At 70.3% G+C, this 12617-nt stretch carries 15 protein-coding genes; 6 read left to right on the top strand and 9 right to left on the bottom strand.

The window, feature by feature from the left end; genetic code table 11:
- The first annotated feature begins 78 nt into the window (after positions 1-78).
- Entirely contained in the window at positions 79-3051 is a 2973-nt protein-coding gene (locus BR39_RS0103815) for a hypothetical protein (RefSeq protein WP_029907905.1), read from the top strand.
- Between the two features lie 3 nt (positions 3052-3054).
- On the opposite strand, the gene BR39_RS0103810 is transcribed toward BR39_RS0103815, so the two are convergent.
- Positions 3055-4587 (bottom strand): FAD-dependent oxidoreductase, encoded by a 1533-nt coding sequence (locus BR39_RS0103810; RefSeq protein ID WP_029907903.1) that lies wholly within the window; start codon positions 4585-4587, stop codon positions 3055-3057.
- A gap of 85 nt (positions 4588-4672) precedes the next feature.
- On the opposite strand from BR39_RS0103810, the gene BR39_RS0103805 reads away from it, so the two are divergent.
- Entirely contained in the window at positions 4673-5122 is a 450-nt protein-coding gene (locus BR39_RS0103805; RefSeq protein ID WP_197026636.1) for a MarR family winged helix-turn-helix transcriptional regulator, read from the top strand.
- Here the strand turns inward: BR39_RS0103805 and BR39_RS0103800 are convergent, their stop codons facing one another.
- Positions 5123-6013, bottom strand: a complete 891-nt coding sequence (locus BR39_RS0103800) for a LysR substrate-binding domain-containing protein (protein ID WP_029907899.1) — start codon at positions 6011-6013, stop codon at positions 5123-5125.
- Between the two features lie 130 nt (positions 6014-6143).
- Between BR39_RS0103800 and BR39_RS27225 the strand changes: the two genes are divergently transcribed.
- Positions 6144-6275: a hypothetical protein gene (locus BR39_RS27225; protein WP_255347285.1), complete on the top strand. Its 132-nt coding sequence runs from the start codon at positions 6144-6146 to the stop codon at positions 6273-6275.
- Positions 6276-6413: 138 nt separating this feature from the next.
- Here BR39_RS27225 and BR39_RS0103790 read toward each other — a convergent pair whose 3' ends face one another.
- The 4 genes from BR39_RS0103790 to BR39_RS0103775 all read right to left on the bottom strand — a co-directional run bounded on the left by BR39_RS0103790 (position 6414) and on the right by BR39_RS0103775 (position 9876).
- The gene (locus BR39_RS0103790) at positions 6414-7142 is read right to left on the bottom strand and encodes an alpha/beta fold hydrolase (RefSeq protein WP_029907898.1); all 729 of its coding nucleotides are present in this window, start codon (positions 7140-7142) and stop codon (positions 6414-6416) included.
- A gap of 176 nt (positions 7143-7318) precedes the next feature.
- Positions 7319-8260: an electron transfer flavoprotein subunit alpha/FixB family protein gene (locus BR39_RS0103785; RefSeq protein ID WP_029907896.1), complete on the bottom strand. Its 942-nt coding sequence runs from the start codon at positions 8258-8260 to the stop codon at positions 7319-7321.
- Positions 8260-9006 carry an electron transfer flavoprotein subunit beta/FixA family protein gene (locus BR39_RS0103780; protein WP_029907894.1) on the bottom strand — a complete coding sequence of 249 codons (747 nt, stop codon included), beginning with the start codon at positions 9004-9006 and terminating at the stop codon, positions 8260-8262. The genes BR39_RS0103785 and BR39_RS0103780 overlap by 1 nt, the downstream gene beginning before the upstream one ends.
- Before the next feature lie 180 nt (positions 9007-9186).
- On the bottom strand, positions 9187-9876 hold the full coding sequence (locus tag BR39_RS0103775; RefSeq protein ID WP_029907892.1) for a DUF4336 domain-containing protein: 690 nt from the start codon (positions 9874-9876) through the stop codon (positions 9187-9189).
- 131 nt (positions 9877-10007) lie between these two features.
- Here BR39_RS0103775 and BR39_RS0103770 point away from each other — a divergent pair, with 131 nt between their 5' ends.
- Complete coding sequence (locus BR39_RS0103770) at positions 10008-10280, top strand: hypothetical protein (RefSeq protein ID WP_029907889.1); 273 nt, start codon at positions 10008-10010, stop codon at positions 10278-10280.
- Positions 10281-10469: 189 nt separating this feature from the next.
- On the opposite strand, the gene BR39_RS0103765 is transcribed toward BR39_RS0103770, so the two are convergent.
- From BR39_RS0103765 to BR39_RS26360, 3 genes are all read right to left on the bottom strand, one after another.
- A complete protein-coding gene (locus BR39_RS0103765) occupies positions 10470-11048 on the bottom strand; it encodes a cob(I)yrinic acid a,c-diamide adenosyltransferase (protein WP_029907888.1) in 579 nt (192 codons plus the stop codon).
- Between the two features lie 90 nt (positions 11049-11138).
- Positions 11139-11336: a twin transmembrane helix small protein gene (locus BR39_RS0103760; RefSeq protein ID WP_029907886.1), complete on the bottom strand. Its 198-nt coding sequence runs from the start codon at positions 11334-11336 to the stop codon at positions 11139-11141.
- Positions 11333-11620, bottom strand: coding sequence for a hypothetical protein (locus BR39_RS26360; RefSeq protein WP_156035572.1), 288 nt, complete (start codon positions 11618-11620; stop codon positions 11333-11335). The genes BR39_RS0103760 and BR39_RS26360 overlap by 4 nt, the downstream gene beginning before the upstream one ends.
- Positions 11621-11684: 64 nt before the next feature.
- Between BR39_RS26360 and BR39_RS0103755 the strand changes: the two genes are divergently transcribed.
- Positions 11685-11912 (top strand): hypothetical protein, encoded by a 228-nt coding sequence (locus BR39_RS0103755; protein ID WP_029907884.1) that lies wholly within the window; start codon positions 11685-11687, stop codon positions 11910-11912.
- Positions 11909-12556, top strand: coding sequence for a TetR/AcrR family transcriptional regulator (locus BR39_RS0103750; RefSeq protein ID WP_029907882.1), 648 nt, complete (start codon positions 11909-11911; stop codon positions 12554-12556). Before BR39_RS0103755 ends, BR39_RS0103750 begins: the two co-directional genes overlap by 4 nt.
- The last annotated feature ends 61 nt before the right edge of the window (positions 12557-12617 follow it).

Genomic DNA, 12617 nt, shown 5'->3' with positions numbered 1-12617 from the left:
GATTGAAAACCTTCAACTCTGGGTTAGGCTGACCGGCGACGGCGCCCTGGAGCGTCGACCTCGGGGGGCTGGGGCGCGATGGACGATCAACCGGAAACCGGGCAACCGGAAAAGGCCTCGGCCTGGAGAACCGCCCGCGATCGCCTCAGGCGCTGGCTCGCGCCGATCCAGGCGTTCTGGGCCGCGCTCGTGTCCGACCTGGAAGCCATCCGCGGCGCGCCGGCCGTGGCCGCCCTGCTGGTGGTCTGCGCGGCGCTGATGTTCATGGAACAGGGCGCGGACCTGGCGGTGACCGCCGGGTCGGACACCTGCAAGGCCGCCTGGATGGTGCTGGCCACCGCCTTCTACGGCTTCCAGTGCTGGTTCTGGACCCGCTACATCATCGAGCAGCACCGGCGGCGCGAGCCCCAGGCGTTCGCCGCCCGTCGCCGGCAGTCGCGGCTGATCGACTGGCTGCGCGAGTGGACGCCGCGCATCCTGGGCGGCGGGCCGTTCTTCATCGCCGGGGTGGCGACCTGGCGGGCCGAGGTCGACCTCTGGGCCCTGCCCTGGATCTTCTTCGGCCTGGGCCTGGTGGCCGTGTTCGTGCTCTGGGCCCGGCGCCACGTCACGATGTACTTCCGGCTGGACAATCGCCGGCTCAGCCGGCTGACCCGGTGGGGCACCTTCGTCCTGGGCCTGGCGTCGATGGCGGTGCTGTGCGTCTGGCCGGTGGGGCCGTCGCAGTTCCTGGGCGCCATCAGCGTGGTCTTCCTGGGCCTGGCCTTCATCACCGCCGCCCTGGCCGCCATGCTGCACGCCAGCCGTTCGACCCGTCTGCCGGTGCTGACCGGGCTGGTGCTGCTGGCCTTGGGCTTCAGCTTCATCAACGACAACCACGCGATCGGCCGCCGCACGCTGCAGCGCCAGACCGACGCCGACGCGGCCATGCCGCTGCCGCCCGCCCGCCCGGTCCCGCCGGAAGCGACCGATCGTCCCGATCCCAAGACCGGCAAGGACACCATCGCCATGCGGCTGGACGCCTGGTGCCGGGCCCAGGGACCGCAGGCGTGCCAGCCGGGCGGGCCGGAGACGCCGATCGTCTTCGTGGCCGCCCAGGGCGGGGCGTCGCGCGCCGGCTACTGGGCCGCCGACGTCCTGGGCAAGCTGCAGTACGAGACCAAGGACCAGCCCAGGCCGTTCAGCGACCGGGTGTTCGCCATCAGCAGCGTCTCGGGCGGCTCGGTTGGGGTGATGGCCTATGTCTCGACCCTGGCCGACCGGCCGGACCTGGACGGCGCGCCGTTCGCCGACCGCGTGGCCGACGTGGCGGGGATCGACTATCTCAGCCCGGCCGTCTCGGGCCTGCTGTTCCCCGACCTGGCCCAGCGCTTCCTGCCCGTGGCCCTGCCGGTCCTGCCCGACCGCGCCGAGACCCTGGAGACCGGCTTCGAGTCCGGCTGGCGGCAGCACTGCCGGCGCGCGGGCGACGAGACCGCCGGCCAGGCGCGGTGCGCCGAGGCCGACCTGTGGACGCGGCCGTTCCTGTCGCTGTGGCGTCCGGCCGCCGGCGCCGCCGCGCCGTCCTGGCTGCCCATCGTGATCATCAACGGCGCCCGGCAGGAGGACGGCCGGCGCATCATCACCGCCGACATCGCCATCACGCCCGAGGACTTCCCCAACGCGGTGGACTTCCACGCCCTGACCGGCCGCGACGTGCGGATCTCGACGGCCATCCACAACGGCGCGCGCTTCCCGCTGGTCAGCCCGGGCGGCACCCTGATCGACGCCCATCGCCAAAGCCAGGGCCACCTGCTGGATGGCGGCTATTTCGACGGCGGCGGGGTGACCTCGATGGCCGACGTCGCCGCGGCGGCCCTGCGCCTGGCCAACGCCGGCGGGTACAAGCTCAAGCCGGTGTTCATCGAGCTGAACAACGCCACCAGCCAGGACGACACGGCCGCCGACCTGATCCGGGCGGGCGCCGAGGTCTGCGAGACGCCGCCGGGGGGCAAGCCGCCCGAGGGCTGCGAGCCCGACCCGCTGTTCAAGGCCAAGCCGCAGGACTTCGCGCCCGACGTGCTGGGGCCGCTGCTGGGCCTGGCCGCCTCGCGCGGTTCCCACGATACGGCGGCGGCCATGTCCCTGGCCCAGACCGTGCGCAACCACGGCGGCGACATCGCCCCGGACGACCGCCCCGCCCCCGGCGAGGCCGCGCCGAAGGCGAGTCCCGAGGAGGCCGGGGAATGGGGCGTGTCGCCGACCTATCGCCTGGTGCACCTGTGCAAGCCCAGCAGCGGCCAGGTGCCGATGGACTGGGCGCTGTCCAAGAGCGCCATGCAGCACGCCGACGAGGCCCTGGGCATCCAGCCGAAGCCGAAGGACGCCCAGCGGCTTCTGATCGCGCCGGACCTGAAGATGAAGAGCGCCTGCCTGGCCGAGACCCGGCTGCGCGACATCCTGGGCGACGTCGGCCTCCAGGCGGTCGGCGGCCAGACCCGCCCGGCGCCGGGCAAGGCCAAGGGCGTGGAGCTGTGGCGGTGGCTGGCGGCGGCGCTCCTGGCGATGGCGGTCGGCGGTGGCGTCATCGGCTGGGCCGACCGCAAGCTGCGCAGGATGAAGCTGCCCACCACCCTGGGCCTGCAGCGGCGGCGGACGGCGGCGGCCTTCGACGCGGCGGTGGCGCGCTGGCGGGCGGCGGCGGACCCGCCCAAGGTCTTCGCCTATGTCCGGACCGCGTTCGGCTTCGACCTGCTGTTCATCGCCGGCTACGCGGCCTTCGCCGTGGTCCTGGCCCAGCTGCTGATCGTCAACCAGCCGGTCTACGGCCATGGCGTCCCGGTCCACGCCTATCTGACGCCGATGTTCCGGGCCGGCGCCGGCCTGGTGCTGCTGGCCGCCCTGGCCGACCTGGTCGAGGACGGGCTCGAGGCCTGGATGATCGCCAAGGGCGCCCGGGACGGGACGGCGCGGGCGGCCCAGGTCGCGACCTGGGTCAAGTTCCTCCTGCTGGTGGCGGGCGCCCTGGCCCTGGTGGTCGGGGCCGTGCTGGGCTGCGAGCGCGGCGGCTAGGCGCTAGGCCGCCCGCGCCGCCCGGGAGGGCGCGTCCAGCCCCACCTCCGCCAGATAGCCCTCCAGCCGCGCCCCGTCCGTCGCGGCCGGGAACGCCGCGACATAGCCGTCCGGCCGGATCAGGACCGCCTCGCCTTCGGCCAGGCCGTAGGTCGCGCCCAGCACGTCGTCGGGGTCCCGGAGGTCGCCGCTCGCGCCGCCGACGCGGTGGACGTGCAGGCCGGGGCGGGGCGCCGGAAGGGCGGCCGGGTCGACGGCGCGCGCCAGCAGGGTCCAGTGCGGACCGGCCAGCAGGTCGAACAGGCGCTTGGCGCCGCCGGCCGCGCCCGCCAGGCGGCCGTCGGGCGCGCGGTCTCCGGGTTGCAGCAGGTCTTCCGGCCGGACGGCGTCCGGGGCCAGCGACGAGAAGCGGTAGCCCAGGTCCAGCTGGTGCACCTCGCGGCCGCGCTTGATCTCGCCCTGCTTGGCCTTTTCCAGCAGGCCCGTGGCCAGGCCCAGCATGCCGGCGGCGATCGGGCGGCGCTCCTCTTCATAGGTGTCGATCAGGGCGTCGGGCGCGCCGGCCAGCACGGCGGCCAGCTTCCAGCCCAGATTGTAGGCGTCCTGCAGGCTGGTGTTCAGGCCCTGGCCTCCGGTCGGCGGATGGATGTGGGCGGCGTCGGCCATCAGCAGCACCCGGCCCTCGCGGTAACGGTCGGCCAGGCGGGCGTTCATGCTGTAGGCCGAGGCCCAGTCCACGCGGTTCACCTTCAGGCGACCGGCGGTCCAGCGATCGTCGATGAAGGCCTGCAGGCCGGCGACGGACAGGTCGATCTCGCCCTCGAGAGGGATCGGCGCCTGAAGCTGGAACAGGTCGGTGTGGGGCAGGGGGCACAGGCCGATCTGCCGGTCCATGTCGCCCTCGCCGCAGCGATGCCAGAAGTCGCGCGACAGGCCCTCCAGCGCGATGTCGGCGACGACGGCTCGCACGCCCAGGGTCTTGCCGGGGAAGCCGATGTCCAGGACGTGGCGCACGAACGAGCGGCCGCCGTCGCCGCCGACCAGCCAGCCGCAGCGGATCGTCTCGGTCCCGTCCGGACCGGCGACCGTGGCCGTGACCCCGTCGGCGTCCTGGTCGAAGCCCGTCAGCGCGCGGCCGTACTCGACCGTCCCGCCCAGTTCGGCCAGGCGCTCGCGCAGCACCGCCTCGGTGCGGAACTGCGGGACCATCAGGGGCGTGCGGTAGGGCTCCTCCGGCGTCGGCGGCGAGACCATGACCTCCTGGCTGTCAGTGAACGTCCCGTCGGCCTTGTGCAGGCGCTGGACCGGATAGGGCGCGCCCACGGCCGCCAGGCGGTCGACGACGCCCAGGTCCTCCAGCACCTCCAGGGTGCGGGGCTGGATCCCCTTGCCGCGCGAGCCGGCGAACGGGGCGGGCAGCTTGTCGATCAGCCGGATCGCCACGCCGCGCCGGGCCAGGTCGATCGCCAGGGTCAGGCCGGCCGCGCCGGCGCCGCAGATCAGGACTTGAGTGTTGGTGGAAGCTTGCTTGTTCATGGCCGCCTCGATAATGTGTGTATTTCGCACACATATCGAGACCGCAGGATCCATGTCAACAAATAATGTGCAAAATACACATATATTGCGTTCGCTGCCCGAGCTGCACCGGTCGCTGATCGATATCGCCAGCGTGCTGAACCGGCCCGAGAACGACGCCGCCCTGCTGGAAAAGGCCGGGCTGGCGCTGGAGCGCGCCCTGTTCCCGCTGCTGGTGTTCATCCAGCGCCTGGGGCCGATCGGCGTGGTCGACCTGGCCGGCCGGGTGGGGCGCGACCACACCACGGTCAGCCGCCAGGTGGCGCGGCTGGAGGAGCTGGGCCTGGTCGAGCGCCGGGCCGGCCAGGTCGACCGCCGGGTCCGCGAGGCGGTGGTCACCGCCAAGGGCCGCGCCGCCACCGACGCCCTGGACGCCGCGCGCGGGCGCATGGCGGTGCAGCTGTTCGAGGACTGGAACGCGCGGGACTTCGACGACCTGGTGCGCCTGATGCGCAAGTTCGCCGACGGGATGCGCGGGATGACGGAGGAGGGGTAGCTACCCCCGCAACCCCGCCGTCTCCGCCAGGAACCAGTCCCGCAGCTTGAGGATCCGCGCCAGCTTGGGGCTGTCGGCGCGCCAGACGAAGTGGTTGCCGGTCTCGACCGCCACCTCGCCCCCCATGGTGTCGGCGAACGGGCGGACCAGGCGGCCCTCGCGCAGGTCGCGTTCGGCCAGGCCGCTGCGGGCCAGGGCCACGCCCACCCCGTGCGCCGCCGTGTCCAGCATCAGGGCGGTGTCCTCGAAGCCCAGGCCCTGCTGGCGCGGGACCTCGTCCACGCCCATGGCCGTCAGCCACATCGACCACGGCAGGCCGACGTGGCGCAGCAGGGGCACGTCCAGCAGGTCGCGCGGTTCCCTGATCGGGTGGCGCACCAGGAAATCGGGGCTGCAGACCGGGAACAGCCGCTCGATCATCAGGGTGGCCACCTCCACGCCCGGCCAGGCGCCCAGGCCGAAGCGCAGGGCGATGTCGACGCCGTCGGTGGTCAGGTCGGCGACGCGGTCCTCGGCGCGGAGGATCAGGTCGGGCTCGTCCACCTCGCGGGCCAGGCGTTCCAGGCGGGTGACCAGCCAGCCCCGGGCGAAGGCGGCGCTGCTGCTGATCACCAGCGGGCCGTTGGCGGCCAGCCGCGCCTCGTCGACGCCCGCCCGCAAGGTCGCCAGGGCGTCGGTGACGTGGCCGGCCAGGCGCTGGCCGGTGGCGGTGGGGACCATGGCGTTGCCCTGGCGGACGAACAGCTTGGTCCCCAGCTCGTCTTCCAGCTTGCGGATCTGCTGGCTGACCGCGCCGTGGGTGACGAACAGCTCGCGGGCCGCGCGGCTGTAGCTGCGATGGCGGGCGGCGGCCTCGAGGGCGGTCAGGGTCAGGAATGGCGGCAGGCGCATGGATGCCATTGGGGTCGTTAGTCTGGCTCACAAGTTAGGCCAGATACCATCGTTCGTAATTCAAGCCCTGTCGAGCCATTCTACCTGTGCAAGGCCGCCGTGGCCGCCATCCATTCTCACAGGTGCTCCCATGAAGCTGCTTCTGATCTCCGGCGTCGCCGTCCTGACCTTCCTGTTCGCTTCGCTCGACAGGCTGTCGGCCCCGCTGCCCAACGCCGAGGTCCCCTGGGCGGCCAGCGTGCCGATCCACAGCCCGCGCTAACCCCACCCTCCGCTCATCCCGGCGAATGCCGGGACCCAGATGGAATGGCGATGGGGCGGACGCCAAGAACGCTGGGTCCATCCAATCAGACCCTCCGCCATAGGATCTGGGTCCCGGCATTCGCCGGGATGAGCGGGTTCAAGGGGTGTCGAGGAATCCGACCAACTGACGGACGGTCTCCGCCCCCGGCGTGACGATGGCCGGCACGTGGCCGCCGTCGCTGGACAGGAACGGCAGGCCCTGGGCGGCGGCGAAGGCCTGCATCGGGGCGTGATAGGGGTCTTCGCGCCCGTCCCACAGCAGCACCGGGAAGCCGCCGCCCAGCACCGCCTCGGGCGCGCCGTCCAGCTGGCCCAGGGCCTCGAAGCAGGCGCGCATGGCCGGCTCGATCTCCGGCGTCACCCAGCCCACCAGGGCCGGGGCGGTGGCGCGGGCGAAGGCCATGAAGATGTCGAAGGTCAGCGGGCCCTGCGGTCCCTTGGGAACGCCGTTGACCAGGTCCCAGCCGCCGACGATCAGGCGCGAGACCTTCTCGGGGTGATGCCTGGCCAGGCCCACGGCCATCCACGCGCCCATCGAATAGCCGAACACCGCCGCGCTGGACTCTCCCAGATCGTCGATCACCGCCGCCAGGTCGCCGGCCCGCTGGTCCTGGGCGTAGAGGGCCGGATCGGCCGGCTTGTCGCTGAGGCCGTGGCCCAGCGAGTCGACGCAGGCCACGCGGTGGCGGCCCTTCAGCGCGTCGACGATCCCGTTGGCCCGCCAGCTCTCGCTGTCCATGAACAGCCCGTGCTGCAGCACCACCAGCGGTCCCTCGCCCTCGACGGTGTAGTGGATGCGCTGGCCGCGATGGGTGACGTAGGGCATGCGGGGTCCTTGGTGGGATCGGTGACAGACACGGGGGACACACACTCACCCCACGGCTCATGGTCAAGGGGCGAGGCGGCGGGGTGAGTGTGTGTCCCCACCTTCGCCCGCGGCGCCCAAAGAAAAAGGCCCGGGATCGCGCCCGGGCCTTCTCCATTCGCGAAACCGCGAAAGCCTTACTTACCGGCCGCCGTCAGGGCGTCCATCAGTTCCGGCACGGCGGTCTTGTAGTCGGCGACCAGGCCATAGTCGGCGATCTGGAAGATCGGGGCGTCGGCGTCCTTGTTGATCGCGACGATCACCTTGGAGTCCTTCATCCCGGCCAGGTGCTGGATGGCGCCCGAGATGCCGATGGCGATGTACAGCGCCGGGGCGACCACCTTGCCGGTCTGGCCGACCTGGTAGTCGTTCGGCGCGTAGCCGGCGTCCACGGCCGCACGCGAGGCGCCGACGGCGGCGCCCAGCTTGTCGGCCAGGGGCTCGACCACCTTCTGGAACTCCTCGGCCGAGCCCATGGCGCGGCCGCCCGAGACGACGATCTTGGCCGCGGCCAGTTCCGGACGGTCGGACTTGACCATCTCTTCGCTGACGAAGCGGGTCTTGCCGGCGTCGGCGCCGCCCACGGTCTCCACCGAGGCCGAGCCGCCTTCGCCCGCCGCCGCGAAGGCGGTGGGACGCACGGTGATCACCTTCTTGGCGTCGCTGGTCTGGATGGTCTCCAGGGCGTTGCCGGCGTAGATCGGGCGCGTGAAGGTGTCGGCCGAGACGACATCGACGATGTCGCTGATCGGGGCCACGTCCAGCTTGGCGGCGACGCGCGGGGCGAAGTTCTTGCCGCCCGAGGTGGCCGGAACCAGGATGGCGTCATAGGCGCCGGCGACGGCCAGCACCGCGTCGGCTTCCGCCTCGGCGATCCCGTGACCGAGCGCATCGCTCTCGGAGACCAGCACCTTGCGGACGCCGGCGATCTTGGCGGCCTCGGCGGCGACGCCGCTGACGCCCTTGCCCAGCACCAGCACGTCCACGTCGCCCGACAGCTTCAGGGCGGCGGTGACGGTCTTGTGGGTGCCGTCGCGCAGGTGCGCGTTGTCGTTATCGGCGACGACGAGAACGGCCATTACAGCACCCCCGCGGTTTTGAGCTTGGAGACGAGATCGGCGGCGGTTTCCACCTTGACGCCGGCCGAGCGCTTGGCCGGTTCGGCGACCTTCACGACCTTGAGGCGCGGGGCGATGTCGACGCCGTAGTCGGCGACCGTCTTGCTGACGATCTCCTTCTTCTTGGCCTTCATGATGTTGGGCAGAGACGCGTAGCGCGGCTCGTTCAGGCGCAGGTCGGCGGTGACCACGGCCGGCAGGTCGACGTCCAGGGTCTGGAGGCCGCCGTCGACTTCGCGGGTGACCTTGGCGGTCGAGCCCGAGATCTCAACGGCCGAGGCGTAGGTGGCCTGCGGCCAGCCCAGCAGGGCCGACAGCATCTGGCCCACGGCGTTGTTGTCGCCGTCGATGGCCTGCTTGCCCATCAGGACGAGGTTGGGCTGCTCCTCGGCGACCACGGCCGCCAGCAGCTTGGCCACGGCCAGGGGCTCGGGATCGGCGTCGGTCGTGATCAGCACGCCGCGGTCGCCGCCCATGGCCAGGGCCGTGCGGATGGTTTCCTGGGCTTGGGCCGGGCCGATCGAGACGATCACCACCTCGGTGGCGACGCCCTTCTCCTTCAGACGCACGGCTTCCTCGACCGCGATCTCGCAGAAGGGGTTCATCGACATCTTGACGTTCGCCAGGTCGACGCCGGTCTGATCGGGCTTCACCCGGACCTTCACATTGTAATCGATAACCCGTTTGACCGGGACCAGAACCTTCATCGGTCTACGCCGCCTCCTGGCTAGTTTTTCCTGCCTGCGCGAACGCACTTACCGCGTTGCGGCAGGTTTGCAAGTTTCCCCTGACGTAAGCGTAACGCATAAACGGCCGCTACGTTCAAACAGTTGTACGATACTTCGCCGCCCGCGTCCGCTGCGCTGCACACTTAAGGACGGGATCGTTCAAGGCGATAACCATCGGAACGCCCTGGCGATGAAGGCCTGGCCGTCGGTTTCGACGGGCGGGGCGTGCGCCATCACCACCTTTCGGGTCGGCCAGGCCAGGATCTTTTCCACCGCCATGCGAGCGGCGCGGCGATCGACGAAGGCGACGCGGAATTTTCGCGGCACCTCCGGTTCGGGCGCCGTCATCAGGTCCAGCCGGGCGACCACGGCGCGCCAGCCGGTGAACCAGGTCGGGCCGAAATGCTGGATCAGGTCGGTGAAGATCGTGGTGCCGCTGCGCCGGTGGAAGAACACGACCTCGGTGGTGATCCTGTTGCCCCGCACCAGGACCTGGTCGATCTCGCCGGCCCAGCCGGGGGCCGGGGCGTCCTCGAGATCGCCGTCGAAGTCGAGGTCCTGGCGCTTCTGGCGCAGGCCCAGCGTGGCGTGGAGCCTGGCGGCCGGATAGGCGCGCTGCCAGTCGGTGACGAACAGATGGTGCATCGAGTTGGGGGCGATCAGGTGCCGAACCTCGCCCAGGGCGTCGACCGCCGCCTTCAGGTCGTCCGAAAGCCGGATGGGCGACCAGACGAACAGCCCGCCGTCGGGCAGGCGGATGACGGCGGTCCGGGTCGGATAGCGGAAGCCCGCCACCACGGCGATGGAGCCTTCGGCCAGCCAGATTTCCTCACCGAACGGCTGCAGCATGGCGGACCCTCGCGCTCGCGGGCAGCTAAGCGCATCCGGGGCCGGCTTTCCAGCGCCGCCGGCCGCGACGCAGAAGCCTCTGGCCAGAAGTCTCTGGCCAGTTGGGCGGCGGCCCAGTATGAGGCGGCTCCATGAAGAGCAACATCTCCCGCCTGCAGAAGATCTTCTTCGCCGTGTTCCTCGGCGCCACGCTGAGCGTCTTCTGCTTCCACTACTTCTACGTCTGGCCGCGCGACCGCTGCGTCGCGCGCGGGCCGGAGTATGCCTGGGCGGGCAAGTGGATGAAGTGCGCCAAGCTCTATTCGATCGAGACCATCACGCACCGGCCGCTGAACGTGCCGCCGATCAACACCGACCCGAACAAGATGGAAGGCCCCCGGGCCGAGCATTCGGCGAAGAAGTAGGTCCTCCCGAAACCCTCTCCCAAAGGGAGAGGGAGGGGCCCAGGCGAAGCCTGGGAGGGTGAGGGGTTTAAACGTCTGACGGCGTGCCGGCAGGGCGCTCGTGCGAAATCGGTGAGGGTGTAACCCCTCACCCTCCCACGCCTGCGGCGCGGGTCCCTCCCTCTCCCTCTGGGAGAGGGTTTCAAAATCCTACCGCGTCGCGCCCGGCTTCCACAGGACGTCGGCCGCGCCGTCGTCGTTGGCGCGGCGGGCGGCGACGAACAGCAGGTCCGACAGGCGGTTGAGATAGCGCAGGGCCGGTTCGCCCACGATCTCGCCCTCGGTTCCCATCAGCTCGACCAGCTTGCGCTCGGCGCGGCGGCAGACCGTGCGGGCCACGTGCAGGGCCGCGGCGGCGGGGCTGCCGGCCGGCAGGACGAACGAGGTCAGGGGCGAGAGGCGCGCGTTCATCGCGTCGATCTCGCGTTCCAGCCGCTCGACCTGGCTGTCGACCACCCGCAGCGGCTCCCATTCGGGCTTTTCGTTCTGCTCGGGCGTGGCGAGGTCCGCGCCCAGGTCGAACAGGTCGTTCTGGATGCGCTCCAGCAGGGCGTCCAGCTCGGCGTCGGCCTTGGTGTGCTGGCGCGCGACGCCGATGAAGGCATTGGTCTCGTCGACCCCGCCATAGGCCTCGACCCGCAGGGAGGCCTTGCTGACCGGCTGGCCGGTCGACAGCCGGGTCAGGCCCTTGTCGCCGGTGCGGGTGTAGATGCGGTTCAGCGTCACCATCGGCGGACCCCTGCCTAATCTATCTGAACGCGAACGATCTCGAGCGCGTCGCGCAACCGAACGGACCCTCGTCCATTGAGAGAACGACGGTCAGTGGTTGCGCCACCAGAAGGCGGCGACCAGCACCAGCACCGCCACGAACTGCAGCGCCACGCGCAGGCGCATCAGCTTGTTGGAATAGGAACGCCCGAAATCCCCGCCCCGGAACAGGGCGTAGATGCCGACGCAGAGGGTGATCAGGACCGCGGCCAGCGCGATCGGGATCAGGAAATCGAACAGGTGGCTCATGGCGGCGGAAAGTAGGCCCTCGCTTCAGGCTTGGCCAGAGCGCCGGAGGAAGGGATCGCAAGCTTGGCCGCGCGAGTCGGTCGCGCGTGCATCCTTGGGTTCCATACCAAGATTCGGCGACTCTGTTCGTTGAGTGCATTTGTCGCAGTGACCGCGCGAGAACGGTACCATACATGACGGAAACGCTGCTGTTCGATGATTTTGGTTCGGTTTTTTGGTTGCGCGCCCTTGCAGCAGGGGATAAACGCGCCACCTTCAAATTCCAGTGCGCGTTCGTTGAACATGATCAACTCCTCACCGCAGGTCATGTCAGCGCCCATCCTCAGCGGGGAGGCAGGAGAAAACCGAATGGCCCAGAGCGCTTGCGCCGCTGTCGCCGACTTCTCCGCGTCCGAGCGCGAAGACGCCATGGCGGAAGTCCGCCAGTTGATCATCGACCTGCGTGACGCCGCGCAGGACGGACGCGCCCTGGCGCGTCGCTACGCCGACGTCCTCACCGCCGTCGTCGACGAATATTGCAATGAATTCGAGAAGCGCGCCGAAGCCGCGCTTGCTCGCCTGGAGACTGCCCAATGAGCTTTGTTTCGCTGAACATCGAGTCCCCGACCGAAACCCCGGTCAAGCTGACCCGCCGGGCCCTGGCCAAGCAGCGCACGCGCGAACGCGTCCTGTCGGCCGCCCGCCGTCTCTTCACCGAGCGTGGCTACGAAGGCGCGACCATCCGCGACATCGCCCAGGCCGCCGGCATGTCGACGGGCGCGGTGTTCGCCAGCTTCTCGGACAAGAGCGAGCTGTTCGACGAGATCCTGACCGCCGACTACGAAGTCATCTACGCCCAGATGAAGCAGGCCAGCCTGGCCGCCGCCACCGTGGAAGAAGGCGTCATCGGCATGTTCGCCGTGGCCTACGGCTTCCATGTCGAGCAACTGCCGCTGCTGCAGGCCAGCATCGCCGTGTCGTGGACCCGTTCGGAAAGCGCCGAGCGCCGCAACCGTTCGCACCTCAAGCACATCTTCAACCTGCTGAACGGCGTGCTGACCCGCGGCGTCGAGCGCGGCGAACTTAAGGGTGAAGCCGACGTTAAGCTGCTCGCCGAGATCATCTGGGACGTGTATGTGGCCAACTATCGCCGGGCGATTTTCGACGCCTGGTCGGTCGAAGCACTGCTGTCGCGACTTTCGGATCAACTGAAGGTCATCCTGGCGGGCGCGCGCGCGTAAGATCACGACCAGGGGCGGACGCTCTTTGTCGGAGCGTCCGCCGCCGGGACAATAGTACGAC

The organism is Caulobacter sp. UNC358MFTsu5.1 (assembly GCF_000712075.1).
Taxonomy (GTDB): domain Bacteria; phylum Pseudomonadota; class Alphaproteobacteria; order Caulobacterales; family Caulobacteraceae; genus Caulobacter.
Note: the sequence above shows the minus strand (reverse complement) of the source record. Positions and strands in the feature narration are given on the sequence as shown.

Coding starts and splice junctions, on each gene's coding strand:
- BR39_RS0103815 (WP_029907905.1), top strand. CDS start 79: ATGGACGATCAACCGGAAACCGGGCAACCGGAAAAGGCCTCGGCCTGG.
- BR39_RS0103810 (WP_029907903.1), bottom strand. CDS start 4,587: ATGAACAAGCAAGCTTCCACCAACACTCAAGTCCTGATCTGCGGCGCC.
- BR39_RS0103800 (WP_029907899.1), bottom strand. CDS start 6,013: ATGCGCCTGCCGCCATTCCTGACCCTGACCGCCCTCGAGGCCGCCGCC.
- BR39_RS27225 (WP_255347285.1), top strand. CDS start 6,144: ATGAAGCTGCTTCTGATCTCCGGCGTCGCCGTCCTGACCTTCCTGTTC.
- BR39_RS0103790 (WP_029907898.1), bottom strand. CDS start 7,142: ATGCCCTACGTCACCCATCGCGGCCAGCGCATCCACTACACCGTCGAG.
- BR39_RS0103785 (WP_029907896.1), bottom strand. CDS start 8,260: ATGGCCGTTCTCGTCGTCGCCGATAACGACAACGCGCACCTGCGCGAC.
- BR39_RS0103780 (WP_029907894.1), bottom strand. CDS start 9,006: ATGAAGGTTCTGGTCCCGGTCAAACGGGTTATCGATTACAATGTGAAG.
- BR39_RS0103775 (WP_029907892.1), bottom strand. CDS start 9,876: ATGCTGCAGCCGTTCGGTGAGGAAATCTGGCTGGCCGAAGGCTCCATC.
- BR39_RS0103770 (WP_029907889.1), top strand. CDS start 10,008: ATGAAGAGCAACATCTCCCGCCTGCAGAAGATCTTCTTCGCCGTGTTC.
- BR39_RS0103765 (WP_029907888.1), bottom strand. CDS start 11,048: ATGGTGACGCTGAACCGCATCTACACCCGCACCGGCGACAAGGGCCTG.
- BR39_RS0103760 (WP_029907886.1), bottom strand. CDS start 11,336: ATGAGCCACCTGTTCGATTTCCTGATCCCGATCGCGCTGGCCGCGGTC.
- BR39_RS26360 (WP_156035572.1), bottom strand. CDS start 11,620: ATGTTCAACGAACGCGCACTGGAATTTGAAGGTGGCGCGTTTATCCCC.
- BR39_RS0103755 (WP_029907884.1), top strand. CDS start 11,685: ATGGCCCAGAGCGCTTGCGCCGCTGTCGCCGACTTCTCCGCGTCCGAG.
- BR39_RS0103750 (WP_029907882.1), top strand. CDS start 11,909: ATGAGCTTTGTTTCGCTGAACATCGAGTCCCCGACCGAAACCCCGGTC.